This is a genomic window from Nocardioides sp. IC4_145 (assembly GCF_011250565.1).
Taxonomy (GTDB): domain Bacteria; phylum Actinomycetota; class Actinomycetes; order Propionibacteriales; family Nocardioidaceae; genus Nocardioides.
In genome coordinates this window covers 1-24,636 of sequence record NZ_JAANMS010000036.1, presented here as the reverse complement: position 1 = coordinate 24,636, position 24,636 = coordinate 1, and the positions used below count along the sequence as shown (strand labels likewise).

Genomic DNA, 24,636 nt, shown 5'->3' with positions numbered 1-24,636 from the left:
ACGATCAGCCCTGGTAGCGGGGGAACGCGCCGGGGCCGGCGTACCGGGCCGCGTCGCCGAGCTCGTCCTCGATGCGCAGGAGCTGGTTGTACTTCGCGACGCGCTCGGAGCGGGCCGGGGCGCCCGTCTTGATCTGGCCGCAGTTGATGGCGACCGCGAGGTCGGCGATCGTCGTGTCCTCGGTCTCGCCGGAGCGGTGGCTCATCATCGAGCGGTAGCCGTTGCGGTGGGCCAGCTCGACGGAGTCGAGGGTCTCGGTGAGCGAGCCGATCTGGTTGACCTTGACCAGCAGCGCGTTGGCCTGGCCGCCGGTGATGCCGCGCTGGAGCCGCTCGACGTTGGTGACGAACAGGTCGTCGCCGACGAGCTGGGTCCTCGAGCCGAGCTGGTCGGTGATGGCCTTCCAGCCGTCCCAGTCGTCCTCGTCGAGCGGGTCCTCGATGGAGACGATCGGGTAGGAGGAGACGAGGTCGGCGTAGTAGGCCGTCATCTGCTCGGCGGTCTTCTGCTGGCCCTCGAAGGTGTAGGACCCGTCGGTGCAGAACTCCGAGGCGGCGACGTCGAGCGCCAGCACGACGTCGCGGCCGAGGGTGAGGCCCGCGGCGCCGACGGCCTCGGCGATGAGGTCGAGCGCGGCGCGGTTGGACTCCAGGTCCGGGGCGAAGCCGCCCTCGTCGCCGACGCCGGTGGCCAGGCCGCGCTTCTTCAGCACCGACTTCAGCGCGTGGTAGACCTCCGCGCCGGTGCGCAGCGCCTCGCGGAAGGTCGGCGCGCCGATCGGTGCGATCATGAACTCCTGGATGTCGACGTTGGTGTCCGCGTGGGCGCCGCCGTTGAGGATGTTCATCATCGGCACCGGCAGCAGGTGGGCGTTGGGCCCGCCGACGTAGCGGTAGAGCGGGAGGCCGGCGGAGTCCGCGGCCGCACGGGCGACCGCGAGCGAGACGCCGAGGATCGCGTTGGCGCCGAGCGTCGCCTTGTTGGGCGTGCCGTCGGCGTCCAGCATGGTCTGGTCGACGACGCGCTGGTCGTCGGCGTCGAGGCCCTCGATGGCGGGGCCGATGGTCTGGATCACGGCTTCGACGGCCTTCTCGACGCCCTTGCCGAGGTACCGGTCGCCGCCGTCGCGCAGCTCGACCGCCTCGAAGGCGCCGGTCGAGGCGCCGCTGGGGACCGCGGCGCGGGCGAACGCGCCGTCGTCGAGGAGCACCTCGACCTCGACCGTGGGGTTGCCGCGCGAGTCGAGGATCTCGCGGGCGCCGACAGCTTCGATGGATGCCACGGGGCTGCTCCTGAGGGACGGGGAGGGAGGGTCGGACGAACGGCGCCGAGCCTAGGGGATGCCCCGGGGACCTCTGGCTAGTGTTCGGCGCGTGCAGAGCTACCGCGACCACGACGCCACGGGGCTGGCCGCCCTGGTGCGCTCCGGAGACGTCACCCCCGAGGAGCTGCTGGCCGCGGCCCGCGCTCGCGCGGCGGAGGTGAACCCCCGGCTCAACGCGATCGTCCGCGACGTCGCTCCGACCGCGCTGCCCGCGCCGGCCGGCCCCGAGCCCGAGGGCGGCCGGCCCTTCGCGGGCGTGCCGTTCCTGCTCAAGGACCTGGGCCAGGACGTCGCCGGGCTGCCGACGAGCGGCGGCAGCCGCGCGCTGAAGGACCACCCGGCCGCCGAGACGGCCACGGTCGTGCAGCGGTGGCTCGACGCCGGCCTGGTCGTCTTCGGCAAGACCAACAGCCCCGAGTTCGGCGCCAAGGGCATCACCGAGCCGCACGCCTTCGGCCCCACCCGCAACCCGTGGGGCACCGACCACACGCCGGGCGGCTCGTCGGGCGGCAGCGCGGCGGCGGTGGCCGCCGGGATCGTGCCGTGCGCGGCCGCCAGCGACGGCGGCGGGTCGATCCGCATCCCTGCCTCCGCGTGCGGCCTCTTCGGCCTCAAGGCCAGCCGCGGCCTGCTCCCCTCCGGCCCGGCCCGCGGGGAGTCGCTGGGCGGCACCGGCGTCGACGGCGTCGTCTCCCGCAGCGTGCGCGACACCGCCGCGATGCTCGACGTGCTCGCCGGCCCGACCGACGTCTCGCCGTACCTCCCCGGCGGGCTGCCCGCGGACGGGTTCGCCGCCGGCCTCGACGAGGCGCCGGCGCGGCTGCGGATCGGCATGGCCTGGCGCAGCTCGATCAACCCCGACCCGCACCCGGAGTCGCGCGCCGCGGTGCAGCGCGCCGCCGACCTGCTCAGCGACCTGGGCCACGAGGTCGTCGAGGTGCCGATGCCGGTCGACGACGCGAAGCTCGCCCAGGACTTCCTCACCACGTGGTTCGCCCACTGCGCGGTCTCGGTCGACGAGGCCCGCCGGCTCACCGGCGCCGGCGAGGACGCCTTCGAGCCCGACACCCGCGTGATGGCCGCGCTCGGCCGCGCCACGACCGCGACCGACTTCATCCGTGCCGTCGAGGGCCGCCACGAGCACGTACGCCGCCTGGCGGCGTTCCACGCCGAGCACGACCTGCTGCTGACCCCCACCACCGCGACTCCCCCGCCGCGGATCGGCGCGTTCGACCTGCCGGCGCCGGTGGCGCTCCTGCAGAAGGCGCTGCTGACCGCGCGGGGCGGCGGGCTGCTGCGGTTCACGCCGATCGTCCAGCAGATGATCGACCAGAACCTCGGCTGGGTGCCCTACACCCAGCTGGCCAACCTCACCGGGCGCCCGGCGATGAGCGTGCCGCTGCACCGGACCGCCGACGGCCTGCCCATCGGCGCCCAGCTGGTCGGCCGGCTCGGCGACGACGCCCTGCTGCTGCGGCTCGCCCGCCAGCTCGAGCAGGCCGCGCCCTGGGACGCCGTGCGCGCGATGGCCTAGGACCGGCCGACGACCCGCCGCACCGCGTCCCGCAGCGCCTGCTCGGGGTCGGTGCCGGTCGCCCGCGCCTCGGCGACGAGCGCCAGCAGCCGGTCGCCGAGGTCGGCGCCCGCCCCGTCGTCGTACGCCGCCGGCGCGCCGGCCCGCTCGAGCCGGTCGAGCACCTTGTCGGCCAGCAGCAGTGCGGGCAGCCCCGGCGGGAGCCCCTCGGTGACCGAGGTCCGCTGCTTCTCGGCCGCCTTCGCCGCCTCCCAGGCGTCGTTGACCGCCGTCGGGTCGTCGGCGTCGACGCCCGCGGCGTCGGCCGTCGACCCGAAGACGTGCGGGTTGCGCCGGTGCATCTTCGCGGTCACGTCGGCGGCCACGTCGTCGATCGTGAAGGCCCCGCGCTCCTCGGCGACGACGGCGTGGAAGTACACCTGGAGCAGCAGGTCGCCGAGCTCCTCGCGCAGGTGCGACCAGTCGCCGGTCTCCTCGCCGACGTCGATCGCCTCGAGCGTCTCGTGGGTCTCCTCGAGGAGGTACCGCGCGAGCGACCGGTGGGTCTGGGCCCGCTTCCAGCCGCACTCGGCGCGCAGCCGCCGCATGACGGCCAGGAACTCCAGGAGCGGCTCGGCCGGTTCGGCGGGCTCGGGCACGGGGCGGGTCAGCCGCAGCGCTGCGACTCGGGCAGCGTGGCGGCGTACTCCTGGTCGGGCGACTCGGCCGTCGCCGCGGCGGCGAGGTCGCTGACCGCGACGGAGGTCTCGGTGTCGGTGCGGACCGGCTGGCCGTCGCTCAGGTCCACGCCGTAGCGCGGGTTGACGTCGACGTCGTGCTCCCCGATCCAGTCGACGAGCGCCTGGTTGCCGAGCTCCGCGACCTGCTCGTCGGTCGGGTCCGCGAGCCCCTCGTCGGCGGCCAGCGCCCGGCCGACGCCGATCACCAGGTCGCTGACCAGGCTGCCGGCGGACTCGACCTCGAGGACGGCGTCCTGCTGGTCCTCGGGCAGCTCGGCGACGGCCCGGCGGAGCTGGGTGACCTGCGCGGCGTGCTGCTCCCCCGCCTCGACGCCGTGCTCCGCCGCGAGCTGCTCCGCGGCGGCGGCGAGCGCGAGCTGGCCGGCGACGCTGCCGTTGAGGTAGCGCTGCGGCACGACCTGGCCCTCGAGCTGGGGGCGGAGCGCGTCGCAGTACGACGCCGCGACGGCGTCCACGCGGTCGGTCGTGATCGAGGTGTCCCCGACCTCGGCGGCGACGCCCGGCGAGAAGCCGGTGCCTGTGACGCCGCAGCCGGTGAGCGCGCCCGAGGCGAGCAGGGTGGCGGCGGCGAGGCCGAGGAGGGGACGGGTTCGCTTCACGGCGTCTCCTGCGAGGTGGACCGGGGGCCCGGTCGTGGGGTCAGCTGGTCGTCGAGCTGCTGCTCTCCGGCGGGTCGATGATGGCGTCGATCACACCGTGGGCCCATTGAAGCAGGGCGATGCCGGCGATGGGCTTGCCACCCACGACCGCGGTCTGCGGGCGCGGCACGAGGATCGTGTCGAGGTTGGCCTTGACGATCGACCGCGGGTACATCCGGTTGAGCCGGACGACCCGCGACTCCGGCAGGCTGACCGGCGCGAACCGGACGTTCTTGCCGGCGACCGTGACCTCCCCGATCCCGGCCTTGCGAGCCCGGGCGCGGAACCGCGCGACGAGCAGCAGCGAGGCGACGACCTCCGGCGGCTCGCCGTAGCGGTCGACGAGCTCCTCGTTGATCTGGTCGACGTCCTCGTCGCTGCGGACCTCCGCGAGCCGCTTGTAGACCTCCAGCCGCAGCCGCTCGCTGGGGATGTAGTCGTGCGGCAGATGGGCGTCGACCGGCAGCTCGATGCGGACCTCGTTGAGCTCCGGCTCCGCCTCGCCCTTGAACTCCGTGACCGCCTCGCCGACGAGGCGGACGTAGAGGTCGAAGCCGACGTCGGCGATGTGGCCGGACTGCTCGCCGCCGAGCAGGTTGCCCGCCCCGCGGATCTCGAGGTCCTTCATCGCGATCGCCATGCCGCCGCCGAGGTCGGAGTGCTGCGCCAGCGTCGCGAGCCGCTCGTGGGCGGTCTCGGTCAGCGGCTTCTCGGCCGGGTAGAGGAAGTAGGCGTAGGCCCGCTCGCGGGACCGGCCGACACGACCGCGCAGCTGGTGCAGCTGGGAGAGGCCGAGGGTGTCGGCGCGCTCGATGATCATCGTGTTGGCGTTCGAGACGTCCAGGCCGGACTCGACCAGCGTCGTGCAGACCAGCACGTCGAAGCGCTTCTCCCAGAAGTCGAGCATGACCTGCTCGAGCTGCTTCTCGTTCATCTGGCCGTGCGCGGTGGCCACCCGCGCCTCGGGGACGAGCTCGCGGATCCTCGCGGCCGCCTTCTCGATGGAGTTGACCCGGTTGTGGATGTAGAAGACCTGGCCCTCGCGCAGCAGCTCACGGCGTACGGCGGCGACGACCTGGCGGTCCTCGTAGGCGCCGACGTAGGTGAGCACCGGGTGCCGCTCCTCCGGCGGGGTGGTGATCGTCGACATCTCGCGGATGCCGGTGATCGCCATCTCGAGCGTGCGCGGGATCGGCGTGGCCGACATCGACAGCACGTCGACGGACGTGCGGAGCCGCTTCATCTGCTCCTTGTGCTCGACACCGAAGCGCTGCTCCTCGTCGACGATGATCAGCCCGAGGTCCTTGAACCGGATGTCGGGGTTGAGCAGCCGGTGGGTGCCGACGACGATGTCGATGCTGCCGTCGGCGGCGCCGGCCAGCACCTCGGCGGCCTCCTTGTCGCTCTGGAAGCGGGAGAGCGCCTTGAGCACGACCGGGAAGCCGGCCATCCGCTCGGCGAAGGTCGACAGGTGCTGGGTGACCAGCAGCGTGGTCGGCACCAGGACGGCCACCTGCTTGCCGTCCTGCACCGCCTTGAACGCCGCGCGCACCGCGATCTCGGTCTTGCCGTAGCCGACGTCGCCGCAGATCAACCGGTCCATCGGGATCGTGCGGCGCATGTCCTCCTTGACCTCGTCGACCGTGCTGAGCTGGTCGGGCGTCTCCTGGAACGGGAAGGCGTCCTCGAGCTCGCGCTGCCACGGCGTGTCCGGCCCGAAGGCGTAGCCCTGCGTGGCCTGGCGCGCGGCGTAGAGCTTGATCAGCTCGGCCGCGATCTCGCGCACCGCCTTGCGGGCGCGGCCCTTGCGCTTGGCCCAGTCGGCCCCGCCGAGGCGGTCCAGGCTCGGCTGCTCGCCGCCGACGTAGCGGGTGACCTGGTCGAGCGCGTCGGCCGGCACGTAGAGCCGGTCGGCCGGGCCGCCCCGCTTGGAGGCGCCGTACTCCAGCACGAGGTACTCGCGGACCGCGCCGCCGACCTCGCGCTGCTTCATCTCCACGAACCGGCCCACGCCGTGCTGCTCGTGGACGACGTGGTCACCGGCCTTGAGCTCCAGCGGGTCGATCTGCTTCTTGCGGCGCGCGGGCATCTTGCGCATGTCGCGCGTGGAGGACTTCTGGCCGGTGAGGTCCTCGCCCGTGAGCAGCACCGTGCGGCCGAGCTCGTCGACGAAGCCGTGCGCGGCCGAGGCGCAGGTGACGGTGACGACGTCGGTCGCGGGCGGCTCGGAGAGGTCCTCGACCAGCCGGGCGGGCACGTCGTGCTCGGCGAGCACCTCGACCATCCGGTTCGCGGGGCCGTGGCCCGGGTGCGCGACGACGGTGCGGTAGCCCTCGGCGAGCCAGGTCCCGATGTCCTTGACCGCGCGCTCCAGGTCGCCACGGTAGGCGTCGACCGGGTGCATCGGCAGTGCCCGGCTCGGCACCGCGCCGTCGATCGCGTCGACGTCGGTCACCGGGCCGCTCGTGTCGTCGCCGATGCCGAAGGGGCTCATCGTCCACCACGGCTTGTGCTGGTCCAGGGCGTGCTCGCGGACGTCGGAGAGCGAGCGGTACGACGCCGCGCCGAGGTCGATCGGCGCGGTGCCGCCGCTGGCGGCCGCCGCCCAGCTCGCGCCGAGGAACTCCTCGCTCGTCGCGACCAGGTCGTGCGCCCGGCCCCGCGCCCGCTCCGGGTCGAGCACCAGCACGTGGGTGTCGACGGGCATCAGGTCGACGAGCAGCTCCATCTCGTCGACGAGCACCGGCGCCAGCGACTCCATGCCGTCCACGGCGATGCCGGCGGCGATCTTGTCGGTGAGCTCGACGAGCGTCGGGTGCTGCCGGCCGAGCTCGGCCGCCCGCGCGCGGACCTCGTCGGTGAGCAGCAGCTCGCGGCACGGCGGCGCCCAGAGCCGGTCGGCCTTGTCCATGGTGCGCTGGTCGGCGACGGAGAAGCTGCGGATCTCCTCCACGTCGTCGCCCCAGAACTCCACCCGCAGCGGGTGCTCCTCGGTCGGCGGGAAGACGTCGACGATGCCGCCGCGCACGGCGAACTCGCCGCGCTTCTCCACCAGGTCGACGCGCGTGTACGCCGCGTCCGCCAGGCGCCGCACCACGTCGTCGAGGGGGGCCGTGTCACCGGGCACCAGCTCGACCGGCTCGAGGTCGGCGAGCCCCTTGACCTGCGGCTGCAGCACGCTGCGCACCGGCGCCACGACCACCTGCAGCGGGCCGTTGGTGGCGTCGTCGCCGGGGTGGACCAGGCGGCGCAGCACGGCCAGCCGGCGGCCGACGGTGTCGCTGCGGGGGCTGAGCCGCTCGTGCGGCAGCGTCTCCCAGCTCGGGTAGTAGGCGACGGTGCTCGGGTCGAGGAAGCAGCCGAGCGCCTCGACCAGGTCCTCGGCCTCGCGGGAGGTCGCGGTGACCGCCAGGACCGTGCGGCCGGCGCGGACCAGCCCGGTCACCACGAACGGCCGCAGCGCCTCCGGACCGGTCAGGTCCAGCGCCCGCACGGCTCCGCCGCGGGCGTCCTCCACCGCGGCGGCGAGGGTGGGGTCGGCGAGGACGACGTCGGCCAGGCCGGTGAGGCTCACGGTGCTCCTGAAGGGTGGTTCTCGGGCGGCTGCGCGCGCGGCCCGCGGGGCCGTGCAGCACGAACGCCCCGGGCCGGGGTGGCACGGGGGCGGTACCCGATCCTACGACCGGTCCCCGAACGCGGCCGTCCGCAGGCGGGCGAGCTCCGGGCGGTCGCGGTAGTAGGCGCGGCCGTCCGCGGCGATCTCCGCGAGCCAGTCGGCGCGGGCGGTCAGGTGGGCGACGTACGCGTCGTTGCGCCGGCGCAGGCCGCGGTGCACGGGCAGCACGTCGACCTCGCGGCACTCTTCCAGCGCCCCGCGCACCGTCGGCTCCGCCTCGGCGGCCTCCTCCGCCACCAGCGCGAAGAACCCGTCCTGGCTGCTGCCCGCCGGCACCGACAGCAGCGCCGGCTGGACGTAGGCGCGGATCATCGCCATCGAGGCGTCCGTGCGTGCGGTCGCGGCGGTCGCCGCGTCCCGGCAGTCCTCGACCGCCCGCTCCTCGCGCTCGCGAAGCTCGCGGTCACCGGCCCACCCGAGCAGCAGGAGCACCCCGGCGCCGGCCAGCAACCAACGCGTACGCCGTCGCACCGGCGCGCGGCCGGGCTGCTCGAGGACCTCGACCTGCTCCACCCGGCCAGTGTGCGCCCGGGCCGGTCAGCCGGACCGGTCAGGCGGACCGGTCAGGCGACGCCGTGCCGCTTGACGAACTCCACGATCTGCTCGGCCAGCTCGGGCCGGCAGACGATGAGGTCGGGGAGGTAGACGTCCTCCTGGTTGTACGCCAACGGCGTGCCGTCGACGCGGCTGGTGAACAGGCCGGCCGCGCGGGCCACGGCGACCGGGGCCGCGGAGTCCCACTCGTACTGGCCGCCGGCGTGCACGTAGGCGTCGGTGACGTCCCGCGCGACGCTGATGACCTTCACGCCCGCGGAGCCCATCGGCACCAGCTCGGCGTCGATCTCCTGCGCGAGCGCGTGGACGAACTCCGGGGGGCGGCTGCGCGAGACCGCGATCCGCGGCCGCTCGCTCGTGCGTGCCGGCACGACCGGCGGCTGGCCGGTGTTGAACGTCTCCCCCAGCGCCGGCTGCGCGACCGCGCCGGCCACCAGGTCGCCGTCCTGCCACAGCGCGACGTGGACGGCCCAGTCGTCGCGCGGCACCTCGGAGAACTCGCGCGTCCCGTCGAGCGGGTCGACGATCCAGACCCGGTCCTGCTGCAGGCGGGCCTTGTCGTCCTTGCCCTCCTCCGAGAGCACCGCGTCGTCGGGCCGGTGCTCGGCGATGAGCTGCATCAGCAGCTCGTGCGCGGCGCGGTCGCCCGCGTCCTTGAGCTCCTTGCCATCCAGCCCCTCGCCGCGCACCTCCAGCAGCCGCTCACCGGCCACCGTGGCCAGCCACGTCGCCAGGACGTGGTCGTCGTGGGCAGCGGACTCGGGCGGGGCACCGGCGTCGAAGGTCACGGGCGCCACCCTAAGGCTGGACGCCCCGGACCTCGTGACGACCGGGATCACGACCGGGATCACGACCGGGATCACGACCAGCCCCACGACTGCCGCAACGGCAGCCCGAAGGTCTGCTCCAGGGCGTCGACCTCGGGCTCGAGCGCGCTGCGCACGGCGACCACGTCCTCCGCCGGCGGACGGACCGCGCGCCGGTCGATCGGCTGGTAGAGCGCTCGCTGCACCAGCGGCGAGCGCTTCACGCGACCGACCAGCCGGGCGCCGTCGTGCTCGCGGACCCAGTCCGCGCTGCGCCGCGCGGCCGACGCGAGCCGCACCGACCGGGCCTTCGCCGCGGGCAGCCGGGCCGCGAGGTCCTTGGGCGACAGGGGCAGGGGGTCCACGTCGAGGAAGTCGGTGACCGCGTCGAGGAACCCCTGCGGGTCGGCCACGAGGTCGTCGAAGACCGCCACGTGCACGAGGTGGCGCGGGAAGCGGCTCAGGAACCGGTCGAGCCCGGTGGCGTACCGGCCGTGCTCGAGCAGCTCGGGCCGGCTGGCGAGGGCCTCGGCGAACGTGTCGGGGCCGATGCCGTGCTTGCGCATGTAGAGGTACGACGACCACGCCCGGTCGACCGGGTCGCGCAGGCACACCATCACCTTGACCGGGCCGAGCGTGTCGTGGATCCGGGCGGCCGCCTCGGGGTGGAACAGGTAGTCCTGGCAGACCTCGCCGACGACCGACTCGCCGCGCGCGTCGCGGAACTGCGAGGCATACCACTCGATCCCGCGATCGTGGTAGCGGTCGAAGTAGTAGAGGTCCTTCGCCGGCGTCAGGTAGACCTCGGGGTGCTTGACGAGCACCTCGTGGAGCCACGAGGACCCGGCCTTGTCCGGCCCGACGTAGAGGAAGTTCGGCAGCCGGCTCATGACAGCCCCCGACCGACGAGGCGCGCCGCGGCGAGCATGCGCTGGGGCTCGATCCGAGGCCCGGCGACGACGGCGACGAGCGCGAGCCAGACGTGGGGGGCGACGGGGTCGCGGCGGAGGGCGCGGCCGACGACCCCGAGCGCGGTGCGCCGCCGGCCGGCGGTCGCCAGGGCGTAGGCGATCTGCCCGAGCACCCTCGCGTGGCCGCGGCGGTCGCGGCGGAGGTCCGGGTGCTTGCCGAGGAGGTACTCCAGGGCGTCGGCGGTGTTGAGCGAACGGTCGCGGAACCAGGACGGCACGTCCTTGCGGATGTCGGCCAGGATCACCGGCACGGCCCCGACCCGACCGACCCTGCTCGCGCGGAGCAGCCAGTCGTAGTCCTCGCCGTACCCGTGCGGCAGGTGCTCGTCGTACAGCCCGGCCACCTCGAAGGCGTTGCGGCCCATCATCAGCGTCGAGCTGTGCAGCTCCTTCACCCGGTTGCGCAGCAGCCGCTCACGCGGGACGACCTCGTCCCGGGCGGGCCAGTCGACGATGCCGCGCTTGCCCATGAGCAGGCGGATGCCCGCGCCGACGGCCAGCAGCTCGGGATCGGCGAGGAGGCGGTCGACCTGGAGCCGGACCTTCGTGGGGTGCCACAGGTCGTCGTCGTCGCAGCTTGCGACGAAGATCCCGTGCGAGGCCAGCACGCCGGTGTTGCGCGCCCCGCAGAGCCCGCCGGTGCGGCTGTTGACGATCGGGACGACCCGACGGTCCGGGCGGGAGAGCTCGGCGAGGGAGCCGTCGACCGCCTCCCGGTCGTGGACCACGAAGACCTCCATCGGGCCCGGGTAGTCCTGGTCGACGATCGAGGCCAGGGTCTCCAGCAGCAGGGCGGGTCGCCCGCGCGTCGGGACGACGACGCTGACGAGTGGTCGCTGGCTCGCCGTGGGCGGCTCGCCGGTGGTTCCTCCGGGTGTGTTCACGAGTGCCTCTCGATGTCGTGGCGACCGGTCGGGCCGGTCGCGGGGTAGCCGTAGGTCAGGAGCAGCGGGGCGGTCAGGGCGGTGACGAGGGCGCGGTCCCGGACGGGCATCTCGTCGACCCACCGGTCGTCGCGCCGGACGGTCACCAGGCCGGAGCGGAAGCGCCCGGGGTTGCCGGACAACCCGTGGCTCGGGCCCAGCCGCACGCGGCCCGCGGCGACGGCGCGGAGGTCGGCGGGGCGCAGGGGCAGGCCGATCGCCGCGGTCGCGGCCACGAGCGCCGCGACGGGGTCGGCGGCGAAGTCCTCGTAGCGCAGCCGGGCCGCGGGGACACCACCCCAGGCCGCGATCGCGCCCATCTCCAGCTGCAGCGCGGCCCACTGGGCGGCCGAGCGGGACGCGGGGATGCGCCACATCTCTGCCGTCCCCGCCGTGGCGTGCGGGCGCTCCACCCTGCGGCTCCACGACCAGGCGACCGCGCGGGGGTCGCGCACGACGTTGAGCAGCCGCACGTCGAGGTCGGACGCGCCGGCGAGGGCCTGTCCGAGGGCAGGCCCCTTGGACGCGTCGACCACGACGGAGGCGCCGGTGACGGCCGCGATCGCGCGGTAGAGCCGGGTGTGCAGCTCGCGCAGCTCGGCCAGGGCCGGTGACGGCCTCGCCCCGCCGCGCAGCAGCCGGGGCAGGTGCCGCTGCCGGGCGGCGGCGCGGTGCGCGGCCACCAGGCGCTCGAGGACCTGCTCGGTCCACCCGCCGAACGCCTCCTCGCCGACCGTGCGCCACACCGGGCAGCGGGAGAACGGCTCCCCGCACCCGCAGCGCTCGTCGGCGGGCGCGACCGAGCGGGCGAGGTCGACCAGCTCGCCGACGTTGACCCATCCGGGCACCGCGCCGAGCACGCGCTCGACGAGCGTCGAGCCCGACCTGCCGAACCCGCCGAGGTAGACGACGGTAGGCCGGTCGGTCGGAGTGGCGGCGGACGCGTGAGGTGTCGCGGCGTACGTCGTGGAGCCGGTGGACGCGCCGGTGCGGTCAGGAGCGCGCATGGCTGCGCCGTCCCAGGACGTGCTGGCGTCCCGCCGTGAACAGCTCCTCCAGCCCGGCGGCCGCCCGCGCCCGGGCGGCGTCGCGGGCGTCGCGACCGGCCAGGTCGTCGCCGAGGCCGGGAGGGCCGGCCAGGGCCTGGTCGAGCTCCCGGCCGAAGTCCTGGAACGTCCGAGCCACCCGGACGACGCCGACCCTGCCGACGAGGTCGGCGAAGCGCTGCTGGTGGTCGTCGACGTGCTCGCCGAACCCGGGGTCCCGGGGCACGCACAGCGGGAGGTGGCCGGCCTCGCGCGCTTCGGTCACGATCCCCGGACCGCCGTGGCAGACGACGACCGAGGCGCGGGCGAGCAGTCGTTCCAGCTCGCCGTGCGCGAGGTAGGCGCGCCCCTCGGCGACGACCGGTGCCGGTGACACGCCGTGCTGGACGACGAAGTGGACGTCGGGGTGCTGCACCGCGGCCGCGTCCATCCACGTCACGAGCCGCTCGAAAGGGTGGTGGTCGGTGCCGACCATCGCGACCACGAGGGCGTTCACAGCAGGGGTCCCACGAGGTGCGCGTCCGGGTAGAACGCGAGCTGGCTCTGCCACTGCACCATGCGCCGGGTCGTGAACGGGCCGCACAGGCGACCGGTCATCGTCGGGGTGTCGACGCGGTCGTAGACCTCGATGAAGACGGTGGGGACGCCGAGTGCCCAGGCAGCCGCGAAGAACGGCACCGCCACCCCGGCGCCCGCGCTCACGACGATCGCGGGTCGCTCCTGCCTCATCAGCCGCAGCGCCAGCACGGAGTTGCGAGCCAGGTTGGGGAGGTTGCGCGTCGTCGGCGAGTGGGACCAGATCGCGCGCTCGCCCGCCAAGCGATCCTCCACGTCCGGCGTCCGGGGGCAGACCCAGACCCGGTCGTGCCGGGTCCACCAGGAACGCAGCGCGAGCAGGTGTGCGAGGTGCCCTCCCTGCGTGGTCACCAGCAGCACCGGGCCGGGGCCCGCGGACCCGGTCGGCACGGGCGGGGTGGAAGTCGTCATGCCCCGGATCGTGGTGTCGCGGCCGGAGCGGCCCGGCGCAACCCGACGGCCTTCCCCCAAAATTGGGGGGTGGGCCGTGCACACCGACCGACGCAGGGAGCTGTCAGGGTGCGCCTCCCCCGGATCGGGTACGACGTCCGCTCAGCCGCCCGCGGCGGCCCGAGGCCCACCTAGGTTCCTCGGCATGCCCTCCCGCCGCACCCTCCTGGGCCTCGGCGCCGCCGCCGCGCTGTCCGCGGCGACGTCGTCGTGTCGATCCGCGCAGGACCCGCCTCGCACCGCGCCGTCCGCGTCCGGCTCCCGCTCCGCGATCGCCGACCCCTCGCCGTCGCCGTCGCACTCGCCCCGACGGGCGGCGTACCCGGGCGAGCCGGCGCCGGGCCACCTCTACTTCGGGGCGTCGCTGCCCTACCACCGGCCGCTGCGCCCGTGGGAGCGCTCGTTGGGCACCACCTTGTCGGTCCACCGGTCCTACTTCCGGCCCGACGCCAACGAGACCGTGCAGATGCTGCGCCGCTGCCGCGCGGACCACGCCCATCACCGCCTCCCGCACGTCTCCACCAAGACGCCGGGATCGTGGCGGGACGTCGCGACCGGCTACCACGACGACTGGTTGACGCAGACCGTGCGAGCGCTGGGCCGGGTGGAGGCGCCGGTCTTCCTGACCGTCCACCACGAGCCGGAGAACGACGCCGGCGGCGTCGCGATGGAGGCGCCCGACTTCGTCGCCATGCAGCGCCGCGTGATCGACGCCGCCAGCCGCGCGGCCCCCCTCGTCACCGTCGTCCCGGTCATCCAGCACTGGAGCTTCGAGCCGCTGCGGGGCCGCATCGACCCGATGGCCTGGGTGGTGGACGAGGCAGCCGTCCTCGGGGTCGACGTCTACAACCCGTGGTCGCCGACGAACGGCAAGCGCTGGCTGAGCTTCGGCGCGCGGATCGACGAGGTCTTCGCCTGGATCGGCGAGCGTCCCCTCGCGATCGGCGAGTTCGGCTGTCGCGACGACCCCGACAACCCCGGCGTCGCGAGCGACTGGCTGCGGTCGGCGGTCGACTACGCGCGCCGGCGCCCCATCGTGTCGATGTCCTACTTCAACTCCGGCGTCAACGCCCCCGACGGCACGCTCGAGCTCCAGGGCGACACCGAGCGGACCTTCGCCGAGCTGCTCGCCGCGCCGTGGGTGGCGCGGGTGACTTGAAGACGGCCGGGGCCGCTCAACCGCCGACGCGGACGAAGACGTCGTCGATGCTGCCGTGGAACTGGTCGTCGTCGTCGCCGACCCCGGGGCTGCCGATCCGCACGGGCTCGTCGTTGTCGACCGACCCGACGCCACCGGCCCGCCGGTCGGCGGTGCCGTCCACCTCGATCACCAGGCCGTCGGCGTCGCGTCGGCAGGAGACCCGGTGCCAGGACGCGTCGGAGACCGAGACGCGCGAGCGCACCGTGAGCACCTCCTCCGCGGTGCGGACCATGCAGCTGGGGAACCCCTCGTCGCTGTCGACCTGGAGCTTCCACTGACCGCCGGCGGTGCCGTAGCGGCCCTTCTGGACGATGTTGGAGCCGGCGGTCGTCTGGCCGGGCGCGAGCCGGACCGTGGCGCCGAACCGCAGCGCGCCGGTCCCCGCGTCGAGCAACGGGCTCGGCGGCACCTCCACCATCGCCCGCGGGCACCCGGTCGAGGCGGAGCAGCGCGGCGGGAAAGCCAGGGCGGAACCGCGGCCGGGTGGCCCCGCCACGCGTCGTACGCCGCCGCGGGATCCGGTCACCACCCGGCCGGCGAGCGGCCCGCCCTGCGCGTCGGCGTACGCGGTCGAGCCGTCGTAGCCGGTCGTCGGCTCGTCGAAGGACAGCCACAGGGCGGCGGCCGCCGGGCCGGTCGCGGTCGGGGCGCCGGTGGTCGGCGCGAGGCCGACGCCCGGGTCGGTGGAGCTCCGGCACCCGACCACGGCGGGCGCCAGGCTGACCAGGAGCACCAGGACCCCGCTGGCCACGGGCGTCGGGACGAGCGCTCGCCAGGATCCTCTCCGTCGCACGTGTCCTCCGTCCTCAGCGTGGTCGCCGCCCTCCTACCCCGATTTGGGGACGGCTCCGGCGATCCCGGTCGTGGCCCGGGTGACCCCACCTAGCGTCCGACACCTGACCGGCCCAGTGGGGCGGCCGTCGTCCAGGAACTCACAGGAGTCATCGTGAAGGTGCTGTACATCGCAGGTGTCGGCCGCTCCGGCAGCACCTTGCTCGAACGCATGCTCGGCGCCCTGCCCGGCGCTGTCAACGCCGGCGAGCTCAACGCGATCTTCTCCCGGGTCGTCCCGCAGGACCAGCGGTGCGGCTGCGAGCAGCCCATCAGCCGCTGCCGCTTCTGGACCGCCGTCGGCGAGGAGGCGTTCGGCGGCTGGGGCGCGGTGAGCGCCCGCATGGCGGAGCTCCAGCCCCGGGTGGTGCGCCAGCGGCACGTGCCCCGGCTCGCGACCGGCGTCGCCCCGGCGGCGTACCTCCGCGACCTCGACGAGTACCTCGACGCCCACGACCGCCTCTACCGCGCCATCGCCGCGGTGTCGGGCGCCGAGGTCGTCGTGGACGCCAGCAAGTCCACCGCGCAGCTGTTCGCCCTCCGGCGGGTGCCGGACCTCGACCTGCGCATCTTGCACCTGGTGCGCGACCCGCGCGGCGTCGCGCACTCGTGGGGCAAGCAGGGGATCCGCAAGCCGCAGTCCCGGACCGGGGACGCCATGGGCACCTACTCCCCGCCCAGGCTCGCCGCGCTCTGGACCGCGCTCGAGCTGGAGTGCAGCGTCCTCGCCGCCTCCTCCCCACGCACCGCCCACGTCCGCTACGAGGACCTCGTCGACCGACCGCGGGCGACGCTCCGGCAGGCGCTCGGCGAGGTGGGCCTGCCCGCCGACGAGGGGGACCTCGTCCACGTGGGCCGGCGCAGCGTGGTCCTGGGCCGCAGCCACGGGGTGGCCGGCAGCCGCACCCGGTTCGTGGCCGGCCACATCGCGTTGCGCCCCGACGACGCGTGGCGCTCGGCCATGCCGACCGGCGCCCGCCGCGTCGTGACCGCCCTGACGCTGCCGCAGCTGATCGGGCACGGGTACGTCGGTCGCCGCCACGTCGCGGGACGGGCGGCCTGATGTCGTCGGCCACCGACGCCGCCCTGCTGCGGCCCCTCGCCCCCACCCGGACGCCGAGGCGGCTGCTCGGGCCGGGCTGGCCGCTGAGCGTCCTGTTCATCGGCTTCCCGCTGTGGTGGGCGCTGGGCCTGGCGCAGGTCATCTTCTTCGCGATGGCTCTCGCGATGGCGGTCATCCTGCGCCGCCAGGGCTCGCTGCTCGTGCCGCGCGGCTTCACGCCCTGGCTGCTGTTCCTCGTCTGGATGTGCGCCGGAGCGCTGCTCTTCCACGCGACCGCGCCCGGCACCGTGCCGGGCGGCGGCATCGGGCGCCTGGCCAACTTCTCGGTCTGGGCGCTGTGGTACGTCACCGCGACCGTGGCGATGCTCTACGTCGCCAACACGGCCCGTGAGGTCCCGACCCAGCGGGTCGTCCGGTTGCTGGCCTACATGTTCGTCGTCACGACCACCTTCGGCGTCCTCGCCGTGATCGCGCCGACGCTGGAGTTCGAGTCGCCGGTGGAGGCGGTCCTGCCCCAGTCGCTGGTCTCGACCAACTTCGTCCGCACCCTGGTCCACCCGTCGTTGTCGTCCTCCAGCGACTTCCTCGGCTACGTCCAGCCGCGCCCGACCGCGCCGTTCCCCTACTCGAACGCCTGGGGCAACAACCTCGCGCTGTACCTGCCGTTCTTCGTCCTGGCCTGGTTCGGCCGGGGCGCCGGCTGGCGCCGACCGGTGGGCGTCGTGGTGCTCGCCGCCGCGATCTTCCCGATCACGTTCTCCCTCAACCGCGGCCTGTGGCTGTCGCTGGCGCTCGCCGCGGTCTACGCCGCGGTCCGGCTCGCGGTCAACGGTCGCGGGCGGGCCCTGCAGGCGCTGACGGCCGCGGTCGTCGTCGGCGGCATCGCGTTCGTGTCCTCCCCGCTCTACGACACGTTGCAGCTGCGCGTCGAGACCCCGCACAGCAACGACCGGCGGGCCGGCACGGCGCAGACCGTCATCGCCACGACGGCGGCGGGATCGCCCCTCGTCGGCTACGGGACGACACGCACGATGCAGGGCAGCTTCAGCTCCCTCGCCGGCGGCGAGACCGAGTCCTGCCACCAGTGCGCCGCGCCTCCGCTCGGCACGCAGGGGTTCATGTGGCGGCTGGTGCTGACCACCGGCTTCGTCGGCACGTTGCTGTGCCTGTCGTTCTTCGTCGTGCAGTTCCTCCGCCGCGCCCGGGGGCCGGACCCCCTCGACGTCACCACCTGCACGGTGCTGCTCGTCGCGGTCCTGTGCTTCTTCGTCTACGACTCGCTCGGCTCGGCGATGTTCACCGTGATGATCGCCGTCGGGCTGATGGCACGGGCCGACCTGCCCGACGTGTCCCACCGGGAGGTGGCGACATGACCGCCACCACCGACGCGTCGTACGCCGTGGAGGTCGCGCGCCTGCTGTGGCCGGCGCCGCGCCCGACGCCGTACCTCACCCGCACCCGGGACGTCCGCGGTGCCGGCTCCCGGGACGTGCTCGTGCTGCCGAGCGGTCGGCGGCCGCGGATGCTGGTGCCGGCGGACGTGCCCGGGTCCGCGCCGATGGTCCGGCGACTGGGCGGCGGGTCCACGCTGGCCCGACCCGCGCGCCGGGTGCTCGAGGGCTCGGTGCGGGCCGGTGTCCTGCCGCTGCTCCGCTGGCCCGTCGTGCGCGTGCCGGCAGCGGGGGGCATCGACTCGGTGGAGGACCACCTGTCCCGCTGCCTGCAGCAGCCGGTGCGGGTCGGGGTGCTCCTGGGCACCCGGCGGGTCAACCAGAAGCCGGTGCTGCAGGTCTACCGCGCCGACGGACGGCTGTGCGCCTACGCGAAGGTCGGGCACAACCCGCTGACCGCCGGGCTCGTCCGCCGCGAGGCGGCTGCGCTGGCTGCGCTCGCCGGGTGCCGACCGAGGACGTTCCGCGTCCCCGAGCTGCTGCACCACGGCACCTGGGCCGGGCTGGAGGTGCTGGTCCTCTCCCCCCTCACCGTCGGGCACGGACCGGTGCCCGCCCGTGTCCGGGACGCCGCCGCCCACGAGCTCGCCGGGCTCGCCGGCACCAGCGCGCCCCGGTTGGCCGCCGGGCCGTTCTGGCAGCGGCTCAGTGCGTCCGCGGCCGTGCTGCCCGCGCAGCCCGGGGGCGACCGGGTCGCCGCGGCCCTCGAGGCGGTCGCCGCCTCCGACGGCGCCGAGCCGGTGCGCCTCGGCGGGTGGCACGGCGACTGGGGGGCCTGGAACATGGGGCTCGGCGACGGCGTGCTGAACGTCTGGGACTGGGAGCGCTACGACCCCGCCGTCCCCCTGGGGTTCGACGGCCTGCACTTCGCCGCCCAGGCCGTCCGGCCCGGCCAGCGCGACGCCGCGCGGCAGGAGCGGACGTTCCTCGAGGCAGTGCCCACCGTCCTCGCCACCGCCGACGTGCCGACGCGGCACCACGCGCTCACCCTGCGCCTCTACCTGCTCGAGGTCGCCGTCCGCTACCTCGACGCCCTCACCCACGGCGACACCCCGGCCCTGCGCCGCCGCACCTCGTGGGTGCTGTCCCTGCTCGAGAGGCTCGCCGAGCCCTCGTCCCACTCCCTCCTGGAAGGCCGACGATGACTGTTCGCTCCGCTGCCCCGCACCCCGTCAAGACGATCGGGCGTGCCGTGTCCATCCGGGTCGGCTCCGCCACGGCGGACCGCCGTCAGCTGCCGTCGTTCGTCCTGGTCGGCGCGCAGCGGGCGGGCACGACCTCCCTCTTCCGTGCGCTGGTGTCCCACCCGCTCGTCCACGGCGCGAACTACCACAAGGGCGTCAACTACTTCGACGTCAACCACCACCGCGGCCCCGCGTGGTACCAGGGGCACTTCCCGACGACCGGCCACCTGCAGCGCCGGGCACGGGCCCACGGCGTCGAGGGCGACCCGGTGACGTTCGAGGCCAGCGGCTACTACATGTTCCACCCCCGCGCCGCCGCGCGCATGGCGCAGCACCTGCCGGACGTCCGCATCGTCGCGATGCTGCGCGACCCGGTCGAGCGCGCCTACTCGGCCTGGAAGCACGAGCACGCCCGCGGCTTCGAGTGGGCGAGCTTCCAGGCCGCGCTCGACCTCGAGGACAACCGGCTCGAGGGCGAGGTCGAGCGGATGACGACGTACCCCGGCTACCAGAGCACCCACCACCGGCACCACGCCTACGTGCGGCGCGGCCAGTACCACGAGCAGCTGCTGCGGTTGCGCGAGCACTTCCCTGCCGAGCACATCCACGTCGTGGAGAGCGAGTCGTTCTTCACCGACCCCGAGCCGACGTACCGCGCCCTCCTCGACTTCCTCGGACTGCCCCCGGTCATGCCCGAGCGGTTCGACCGCTGGAACGGCCGTCCGAGCGCGCCGATGGCCGACGAGACCCGAGGGCGGCTGCGGGAGCACTTCGCCGCCCACGACGACGCACTGGCCGAGATGCTCGGCCGCCGGCCGGCGTGGCACGCATGAGCCGGGCCGCCGCACCGCCGGGCCTGCCCCCCTGGTCGGACTACCCGGCGTTCGTGCGGCGCCACCGGGCACTGCTGGGTGCGCTCGTCGCGGTGGGGCTCCTGGCCGGGTTCGGCTGGTCGCTCGGCCGGCCGCCGTCGTACTCCGCCACCGCCTCGGTCGTGCTGACCCCCGTGCCCAAGTACGTCACGGCCTCGACCATCGAGCTCGTCGCGCCGGCGGTGACGATCGACACCGACGCCCAGCTGCTGCGGTCGCCCCCGGTGCTCGGAGCCGTCGCCGACGCGGCCGGCGTGCCGCTGGGCTCCGCCGCCGAGCACATCGGCGTCACCGCCTCCCCGCGCACCCGCGTCCTGCACGTCACGGTCTCCGCGTCCTCCCCCGGTGCCGCGGCAGCCGGGGCGGACGCCGCGGTCGCGGCCCTCGGCGAGGTGCGCCGCGAGGTCCTGGGGTCGCTCGCGGACGACCAGGTACGCCGGCTGCAGGGCCTGGTCCGTGAGCACGAGCAGGACCTCGCGAGCACTCGGGCGGACGAGGTCGTCGTCCCGGCCTACGACGACCTCACCGCCCAGCTCCTCGAGCTCGATGCCGGTCTCGCCCAGCTCGAGGAGGGACGTGACCGCCCGCTCGAGGCGATCACGCCGGCCGAGGCCCCCCAGCGCGCCGACTACGCCAACACCGAGGTGCCCCTCGTCTCCGGCGCGATGCTCGGCCTGCTCGTCGGCTGCCTCGCCGGCGCCGCCTCCGACCGTGCCGGCCGCCGCGCCGGGGCCACCTCGTCCACCGACCCCCGACGCGGCGGCCTGCCGCGCGTCCTCGACCAGAACCAGGACCACCGCCATGTCGCATGAGAGCACCGCGCCCGCCGTCCCGACCAGCCGCGCCGTCCGGCACCACCTCGTCCTCGTGGTGCTGCTCGTGGTGCTGGGAGCGGCCGGGGGCTGGTGGTACGCCGGCTCCGCCACCGCCGCCTGGTCCAGCTCGGCCAGCGTGTTGATCAACCCGGCGAGCGGCAACCCGTTCGTCCCTACGCCGTCCGCCGTGCGCCAGGACGAGCCCACGAGCCTGGAGACCGAGGCCCAGGTGGCGCGGTCCGCGGAGGTCCTGGCCGCGGTCGACGAGAAGGAGCCGGACCTCGACCTGCGCGAGATCGAGCGCGGCCTGCAGGTCACCGTCCCGCCGAACACCCAGGTCCTGCAGATCACCTTCACCTCGTCGTCCCCCCGGGCGGCCGAGCGGGTCGCGGGGGAGGTCGCGCGCGCCTACCTGGCCAACCGCGAACGGCGCTCGGATGCGGTGACCGCCGGGCGGGTCGAGCAGGTCGAGGACCAGACCATCGGGGTGCTCGCCGACCTGAAGACCGCGACGGCCGCCGCGCAGCGGGGCAGCGCCGCCGAGCGGCTCTTCCAGTCCCAGCTGGCGACCGCCCTGCGCAACCAGCTGGTCAACCTGCGGGCGCAGCGGTCCGCTCTGGAGACGAGCGAGGCGCCTGCCGACTCCGTCATCGCCCCCGCGACGGCGGCCCAGCGACCCGCGGACCTCGTGGCCACCGTCGCGCCGGTCGGCGGGGCGCTGGCCGGGCTCGCGCTGGCCTGCCTGCTCGCGGTGCTGCTGGAGCGCACCCGCGGCCGCGTCCGGTCCGCCGCGGAGGTCGAGGAGCTCGGCGTCCCGGTCGTGGCCCGGGTCACCCCAGCGGTGCCGACCGCCGTGCTCCGACGCGGCCGCGGCGACCAGCCCGACCAGCTCGAGCAGATGGTCCGCCGGCTGCGGGGCACGCTCCTCGGCCTCGACCCCCGGCCGGACAGCGTCGCCGTCGCCCCAGCCGGGCCCGGCGAGCCGGTCGCCGCCGTCGCCGAGGCACTGGCCGAGTCCTTCGCCCGCGGCGGCCACCGGGTGGTCCTGGTCCGCACCTGTGCCGAGGCCGACTCGGACGACCTGGTGGTCGAGGAGGGCCTCGCGCAGGCCTTGACCTACGAGCGGCTCAGTGTCCAGGGACTGCTCCGGCCCACGGTCGAGCCGATGCTCGGCGTGCTGCCCGCCGGCCGGCAGACGTCGGCGTCCCAGGAGCTGTTCACCGTCGAGCGGCTGCGGATGGTCGTGGCCGAGCTGGTCGGCGCCGGCAACCTCGTCGTCGTGGAGTCCCCCGCCCTGGACAGCGCGGAGGGGCAGGTCGTCACCGCGGCTGCGGACCTCACCCTCGTCGTGGCGACCATCGGTCGCACCCGCCGATCGGTGGTGGCGGGGGTCGTCCGCAGCGCACCCCCGGCGCCCACCCCGGTCGGCGCGGTCGTCCTGGCCCCGGGGTCGGCAGCGCGGCGCGACCAGCTCTCCACCGCGGAGGCCGGCCCGCGGCACGCCGACACGTCCGCCGTCCACACCACGAGCAGCGCCGGGCGATGACGCCGGGCGGGGCAGCGGTCGGCGGGCCGGCGCGGGCCCCCGTGCGAGGCCACCTGGAGCGGCTCGCCCGCCACGGGACGGCGAGCGTCGCCGGAGCGGCGTGCAGCGCGGTCTTCGGCGTCCTGCTCGTCGTCGTCGTCACGAACGGCTTCCCGGCGAGCACGGCCGGCACCCTCTTCGCGGCGACCTCGGTGTTCCTCGTGCTGGAGTCGGTCGCGCTGCTCGGCACCGACACCGGCCTGGTCAAGCAGCTGCCCGCGCAGCTCGCGTCCGGTCGGGGCCACGAGGTGCCGCGGACGCTCGCGGTCGCGGCGGCGCCGGTCGCGGCCACCTCGATCGCGGCCGCGGTCGTCCTGCACGCGTCGGCGGAGCAGCTGTCGCCGTACCTCGTCGGCTCCGCCTCGGCGACCGCGATGACCGGCATGCTGCACGCGCTGGCCCCCCTGCTGCCCGTCGCGGCCCTGCACGACCTCGTCGTGGCGGCCACCCGCGGGACCGGGTCGATGCGTCCCACCGTGGTGGTCGAGAACATCGGTCGCCTCGGCCTGCAGGCGGTCGCGGTCCTGGGCGTCCTGCTCGCCGGCGGCGGCCCATCCGCGCTGGCCCTGGCCTGGGCGCTGCCCTACCTGCTCGGCCTGGTCGCCGCCGCCGCCTGGCTGCGGTCCCTGGTCGGCCCCCGGTCGGCCGCAGACCCGCCGGCCGGCGGGGACGACGGCGGCTGGCGGCCCGTCGCCGTCGAGTTCTGGTCCTTCACCGCTCCCCGCGCGATCGCCCGGATCACCCAGACCGCCCTGAAGCGCTCCGACATCGTCCTGGTGGCGGCGCTGTCCTCACCCGCCCAGGCGGCGCTCTACACGGCGGCGACCAGGCTGATCGTCGTGGGCCAGCTCTTCGTGCAGTCGGTGCAGCAGGCGCTGTCGCCCCACGTCAGCGCGCTCCTCGCCCGCGGGGACCGCGACGCCGCCGGCTCGGTGTTCCGGGCGGCGACGACCTGGAGCGTGGTCGCCGCCTGGCCGTTCTACCTGGTGCTCGCCGGCTTCTCGCCGGTGCTGATGCGCGTCTTCGGCGAGGGGTACGACGTCGCGTCCGACGTCGTCGTCGTCCTGTCGCTCACCATGCTGCTCGCCACCGCCTGCGGCCCCGTGGACTCGGTGCTGCTGATGGCCGGCCGCAGCTGGCTGAGCCTGCGCAACAGCGTCGTCGCGCTCGCGGTGAACATCGGCCTCAACCTCGTCCTCATCCCTTCCCACGGCATCCGCGGAGCCGCGGTCGCCTGGTCCGTGGCGATCGTGGTGCGCAACCTGCTGCCGCTGCTCCAGGTGCGTCGCGACCTCGGGCTGTGGCCGGTGACCGGGCCGACGACGAGGGTGATGCTGCTGGCGCTCGCCTGCTACGGCGCCGCGGACGTCGTCGTGCTGGCGACCGGCGCCGGGACGCTCGTCGGCCTGGCCCTGCTGGGGGTCGCCGTCCCGGTCCACGCGTTCGGGACCTGGCGGCTGCGGCGGGTGCTGGGCCTGGAGGTCTTCACCTCGGTGCTGCGTCGACGCGCGGCGGTCGCTGCGCCCCGGACCGCCGCGGCGGCCTGACCGCCCCGCGGACCTCATCGATATCGGGCATGTGGGCGGGCCGGCCCGCGCCTAGCGTCGCCGACACCAGGGCAGCCGCGGCACGCACCCACCACCAGCCGCCACCCACCACCAGCCCGCCACCAGCCACTCCCCGGGGGACCCCGATGACCACACCACGCACCCGGCTCGCCGCACTCGCAGCCACCGCCGCCACCGTCACCGCCACCCTCGGCACCGTCACCCTCACCGGACCACCAGCCCACGCAGCCGCCACCGACGTGGTCATCACCGAGCTCATGTACCACGCCGCCTCCGACCTCGACGGCGACGACTTCCTCGAGCTCACCAACACCGGCACCACACCGGTCGACCTCTCCGGCTGGACCTTCTCCGGCATCACCCTCACCGTCCCCACCGGCACCACCATCGCCCCCGGCGCCCGCCTCGTCATGGCCAAGGACCCCACCCAGTTCCAGACCCGCTACGGCTTCGCACCCGCCGCCGGCTACGGCGGCAACCTCTCCAACAGCGGCGAGACCGTCGCCCTCAAGGACGCCACCGGCACCACCATCGACACCGTCACCTACGCCACCGACGACCCCTGGCCCGTCCGCGCCGACGGCACCGGCCCCTCCCTCGAGCTCATCGACCCCACCCTCGACAACAACGACCCCCTCAACTGGGCCGCCGCCACCAACACCGCCGGCCACACCGCCGGCGCCCCCAACTCCGTACGCCGCACCGGCCTCGAGCAGGCCCGCGACGCCGGTCACGACCTGTCGACGATCCGCTCGGTGGCGTCGTTCTTCGTCTCCCGCGTGGACGCCGAGGTGGACAAGCGGCTCGAGGCGATCGGCAGCGACGTC

Annotated in this window: 22 protein-coding genes; 10 read left to right on the top strand and 12 right to left on the bottom strand. The window is 74.8% G+C overall.

Annotated features, from left to right (window positions below; genetic code table 11):
• Positions 1-4: 4 nt before the first annotated feature.
• Positions 5-1,282 (bottom strand): phosphopyruvate hydratase, encoded by a 1,278-nt coding sequence (gene eno / locus G6553_RS14895; protein WP_166194535.1) that lies wholly within the window; start codon positions 1,280-1,282, stop codon positions 5-7.
• Between the two features lie 91 nt (positions 1,283-1,373).
• Here eno and G6553_RS14890 point away from each other — a divergent pair, with 91 nt between their 5' ends.
• The gene (locus G6553_RS14890) at positions 1,374-2,858 is read left to right on the top strand and encodes an amidase (RefSeq protein WP_347565729.1); all 1,485 of its coding nucleotides are present in this window, start codon (positions 1,374-1,376) and stop codon (positions 2,856-2,858) included.
• On the opposite strand, the gene G6553_RS14885 is transcribed toward G6553_RS14890, so the two are convergent.
• The 10 genes from G6553_RS14885 to G6553_RS14840 form a co-directional block, all read right to left on the bottom strand.
• Positions 2,855-3,496 carry a MazG nucleotide pyrophosphohydrolase domain-containing protein gene (locus G6553_RS14885; protein ID WP_347565728.1) on the bottom strand — a complete coding sequence of 214 codons (642 nt, stop codon included), beginning with the start codon at positions 3,494-3,496 and terminating at the stop codon, positions 2,855-2,857. The two genes, G6553_RS14890 and G6553_RS14885, sit on opposite strands and share 4 nt — an antisense overlap.
• 8 nt (positions 3,497-3,504) lie before the next feature.
• Positions 3,505-4,197, bottom strand: a complete 693-nt coding sequence (locus G6553_RS14880) for a hypothetical protein (RefSeq protein ID WP_166194529.1) — start codon at positions 4,195-4,197, stop codon at positions 3,505-3,507.
• A gap of 40 nt (positions 4,198-4,237) precedes the next feature.
• A complete protein-coding gene (gene mfd, locus G6553_RS14875; RefSeq protein WP_166194526.1) occupies positions 4,238-7,810 on the bottom strand; it encodes a transcription-repair coupling factor in 3,573 nt (1,190 codons plus the stop codon).
• A gap of 102 nt (positions 7,811-7,912) precedes the next feature.
• Positions 7,913-8,425 (bottom strand): hypothetical protein, encoded by a 513-nt coding sequence (locus G6553_RS14870; RefSeq protein WP_166194523.1) that lies wholly within the window; start codon positions 8,423-8,425, stop codon positions 7,913-7,915.
• A gap of 50 nt (positions 8,426-8,475) precedes the next feature.
• A complete protein-coding gene (locus G6553_RS14865; RefSeq protein WP_166194520.1) occupies positions 8,476-9,255 on the bottom strand; it encodes a 3'(2'),5'-bisphosphate nucleotidase CysQ in 780 nt (259 codons plus the stop codon).
• A gap of 71 nt (positions 9,256-9,326) precedes the next feature.
• Positions 9,327-10,163, bottom strand: a complete 837-nt coding sequence (locus G6553_RS14860; protein WP_166194517.1) for a sulfotransferase — start codon at positions 10,161-10,163, stop codon at positions 9,327-9,329.
• The gene (locus tag G6553_RS21845) at positions 10,160-11,128 is read right to left on the bottom strand and encodes a glycosyltransferase family A protein (RefSeq protein WP_166194514.1); all 969 of its coding nucleotides are present in this window, start codon (positions 11,126-11,128) and stop codon (positions 10,160-10,162) included. Before G6553_RS21845 ends, G6553_RS14860 begins: the two co-directional genes overlap by 4 nt.
• Positions 11,125-12,174: a sulfotransferase gene (locus G6553_RS14850; protein ID WP_166194511.1), complete on the bottom strand. Its 1,050-nt coding sequence runs from the start codon at positions 12,172-12,174 to the stop codon at positions 11,125-11,127. The genes G6553_RS21845 and G6553_RS14850 overlap by 4 nt, the downstream gene beginning before the upstream one ends.
• On the bottom strand, positions 12,161-12,709 hold the full coding sequence (locus G6553_RS14845; RefSeq protein ID WP_207619818.1) for a glycosyltransferase: 549 nt from the start codon (positions 12,707-12,709) through the stop codon (positions 12,161-12,163). The genes G6553_RS14850 and G6553_RS14845 overlap by 14 nt, the downstream gene beginning before the upstream one ends.
• On the bottom strand, positions 12,706-13,200 hold the full coding sequence (locus tag G6553_RS14840; protein WP_166194508.1) for a UDP-N-acetylglucosamine--LPS N-acetylglucosamine transferase: 495 nt from the start codon (positions 13,198-13,200) through the stop codon (positions 12,706-12,708). Before G6553_RS14840 ends, G6553_RS14845 begins: the two co-directional genes overlap by 4 nt.
• Positions 13,201-13,384: 184 nt before the next feature.
• On the opposite strand from G6553_RS14840, the gene G6553_RS14835 reads away from it, so the two are divergent.
• Positions 13,385-14,398 carry a hypothetical protein gene (locus tag G6553_RS14835; RefSeq protein ID WP_166194505.1) on the top strand — a complete coding sequence of 338 codons (1,014 nt, stop codon included), beginning with the start codon at positions 13,385-13,387 and terminating at the stop codon, positions 14,396-14,398.
• A gap of 16 nt (positions 14,399-14,414) precedes the next feature.
• Here G6553_RS14835 and G6553_RS22230 read toward each other — a convergent pair whose 3' ends face one another.
• Complete coding sequence (locus G6553_RS22230) at positions 14,415-15,191, bottom strand: LamG-like jellyroll fold domain-containing protein (RefSeq protein WP_166194502.1); 777 nt, start codon at positions 15,189-15,191, stop codon at positions 14,415-14,417.
• Positions 15,192-15,386: 195 nt separating this feature from the next.
• Here G6553_RS22230 and G6553_RS14825 point away from each other — a divergent pair, with 195 nt between their 5' ends.
• From G6553_RS14825 to G6553_RS14790, 8 genes are all read left to right on the top strand, one after another.
• Complete coding sequence (locus G6553_RS14825) at positions 15,387-16,334, top strand: sulfotransferase (protein ID WP_166194499.1); 948 nt, start codon at positions 15,387-15,389, stop codon at positions 16,332-16,334.
• Positions 16,334-17,707: a hypothetical protein gene (locus G6553_RS14820; protein ID WP_166194496.1), complete on the top strand. Its 1,374-nt coding sequence runs from the start codon at positions 16,334-16,336 to the stop codon at positions 17,705-17,707. The genes G6553_RS14825 and G6553_RS14820 overlap by 1 nt, the downstream gene beginning before the upstream one ends.
• Entirely contained in the window at positions 17,704-18,930 is a 1,227-nt protein-coding gene (locus G6553_RS14815) for a hypothetical protein (RefSeq protein ID WP_166194493.1), read from the top strand. Before G6553_RS14820 ends, G6553_RS14815 begins: the two co-directional genes overlap by 4 nt.
• Positions 18,931-18,977: 47 nt before the next feature.
• Positions 18,978-19,802 carry a sulfotransferase gene (locus G6553_RS14810; RefSeq protein ID WP_347565727.1) on the top strand — a complete coding sequence of 275 codons (825 nt, stop codon included), beginning with the start codon at positions 18,978-18,980 and terminating at the stop codon, positions 19,800-19,802.
• The gene (locus G6553_RS21840) at positions 19,799-20,653 is read left to right on the top strand and encodes a hypothetical protein (protein ID WP_166194487.1); all 855 of its coding nucleotides are present in this window, start codon (positions 19,799-19,801) and stop codon (positions 20,651-20,653) included. Before G6553_RS14810 ends, G6553_RS21840 begins: the two co-directional genes overlap by 4 nt.
• Positions 20,643-22,202 carry a hypothetical protein gene (locus tag G6553_RS21835; RefSeq protein ID WP_166194484.1) on the top strand — a complete coding sequence of 520 codons (1,560 nt, stop codon included), beginning with the start codon at positions 20,643-20,645 and terminating at the stop codon, positions 22,200-22,202. The genes G6553_RS21840 and G6553_RS21835 overlap by 11 nt, the downstream gene beginning before the upstream one ends.
• Positions 22,203-22,243: 41 nt before the next feature.
• Positions 22,244-23,788 carry a polysaccharide biosynthesis C-terminal domain-containing protein gene (locus G6553_RS14795; protein ID WP_166194481.1) on the top strand — a complete coding sequence of 515 codons (1,545 nt, stop codon included), beginning with the start codon at positions 22,244-22,246 and terminating at the stop codon, positions 23,786-23,788.
• A gap of 146 nt (positions 23,789-23,934) precedes the next feature.
• A partial coding sequence (locus G6553_RS14790; protein ID WP_207619817.1) for a lamin tail domain-containing protein occupies positions 23,935-24,636 on the top strand: 702 nt, incomplete at its 3' end.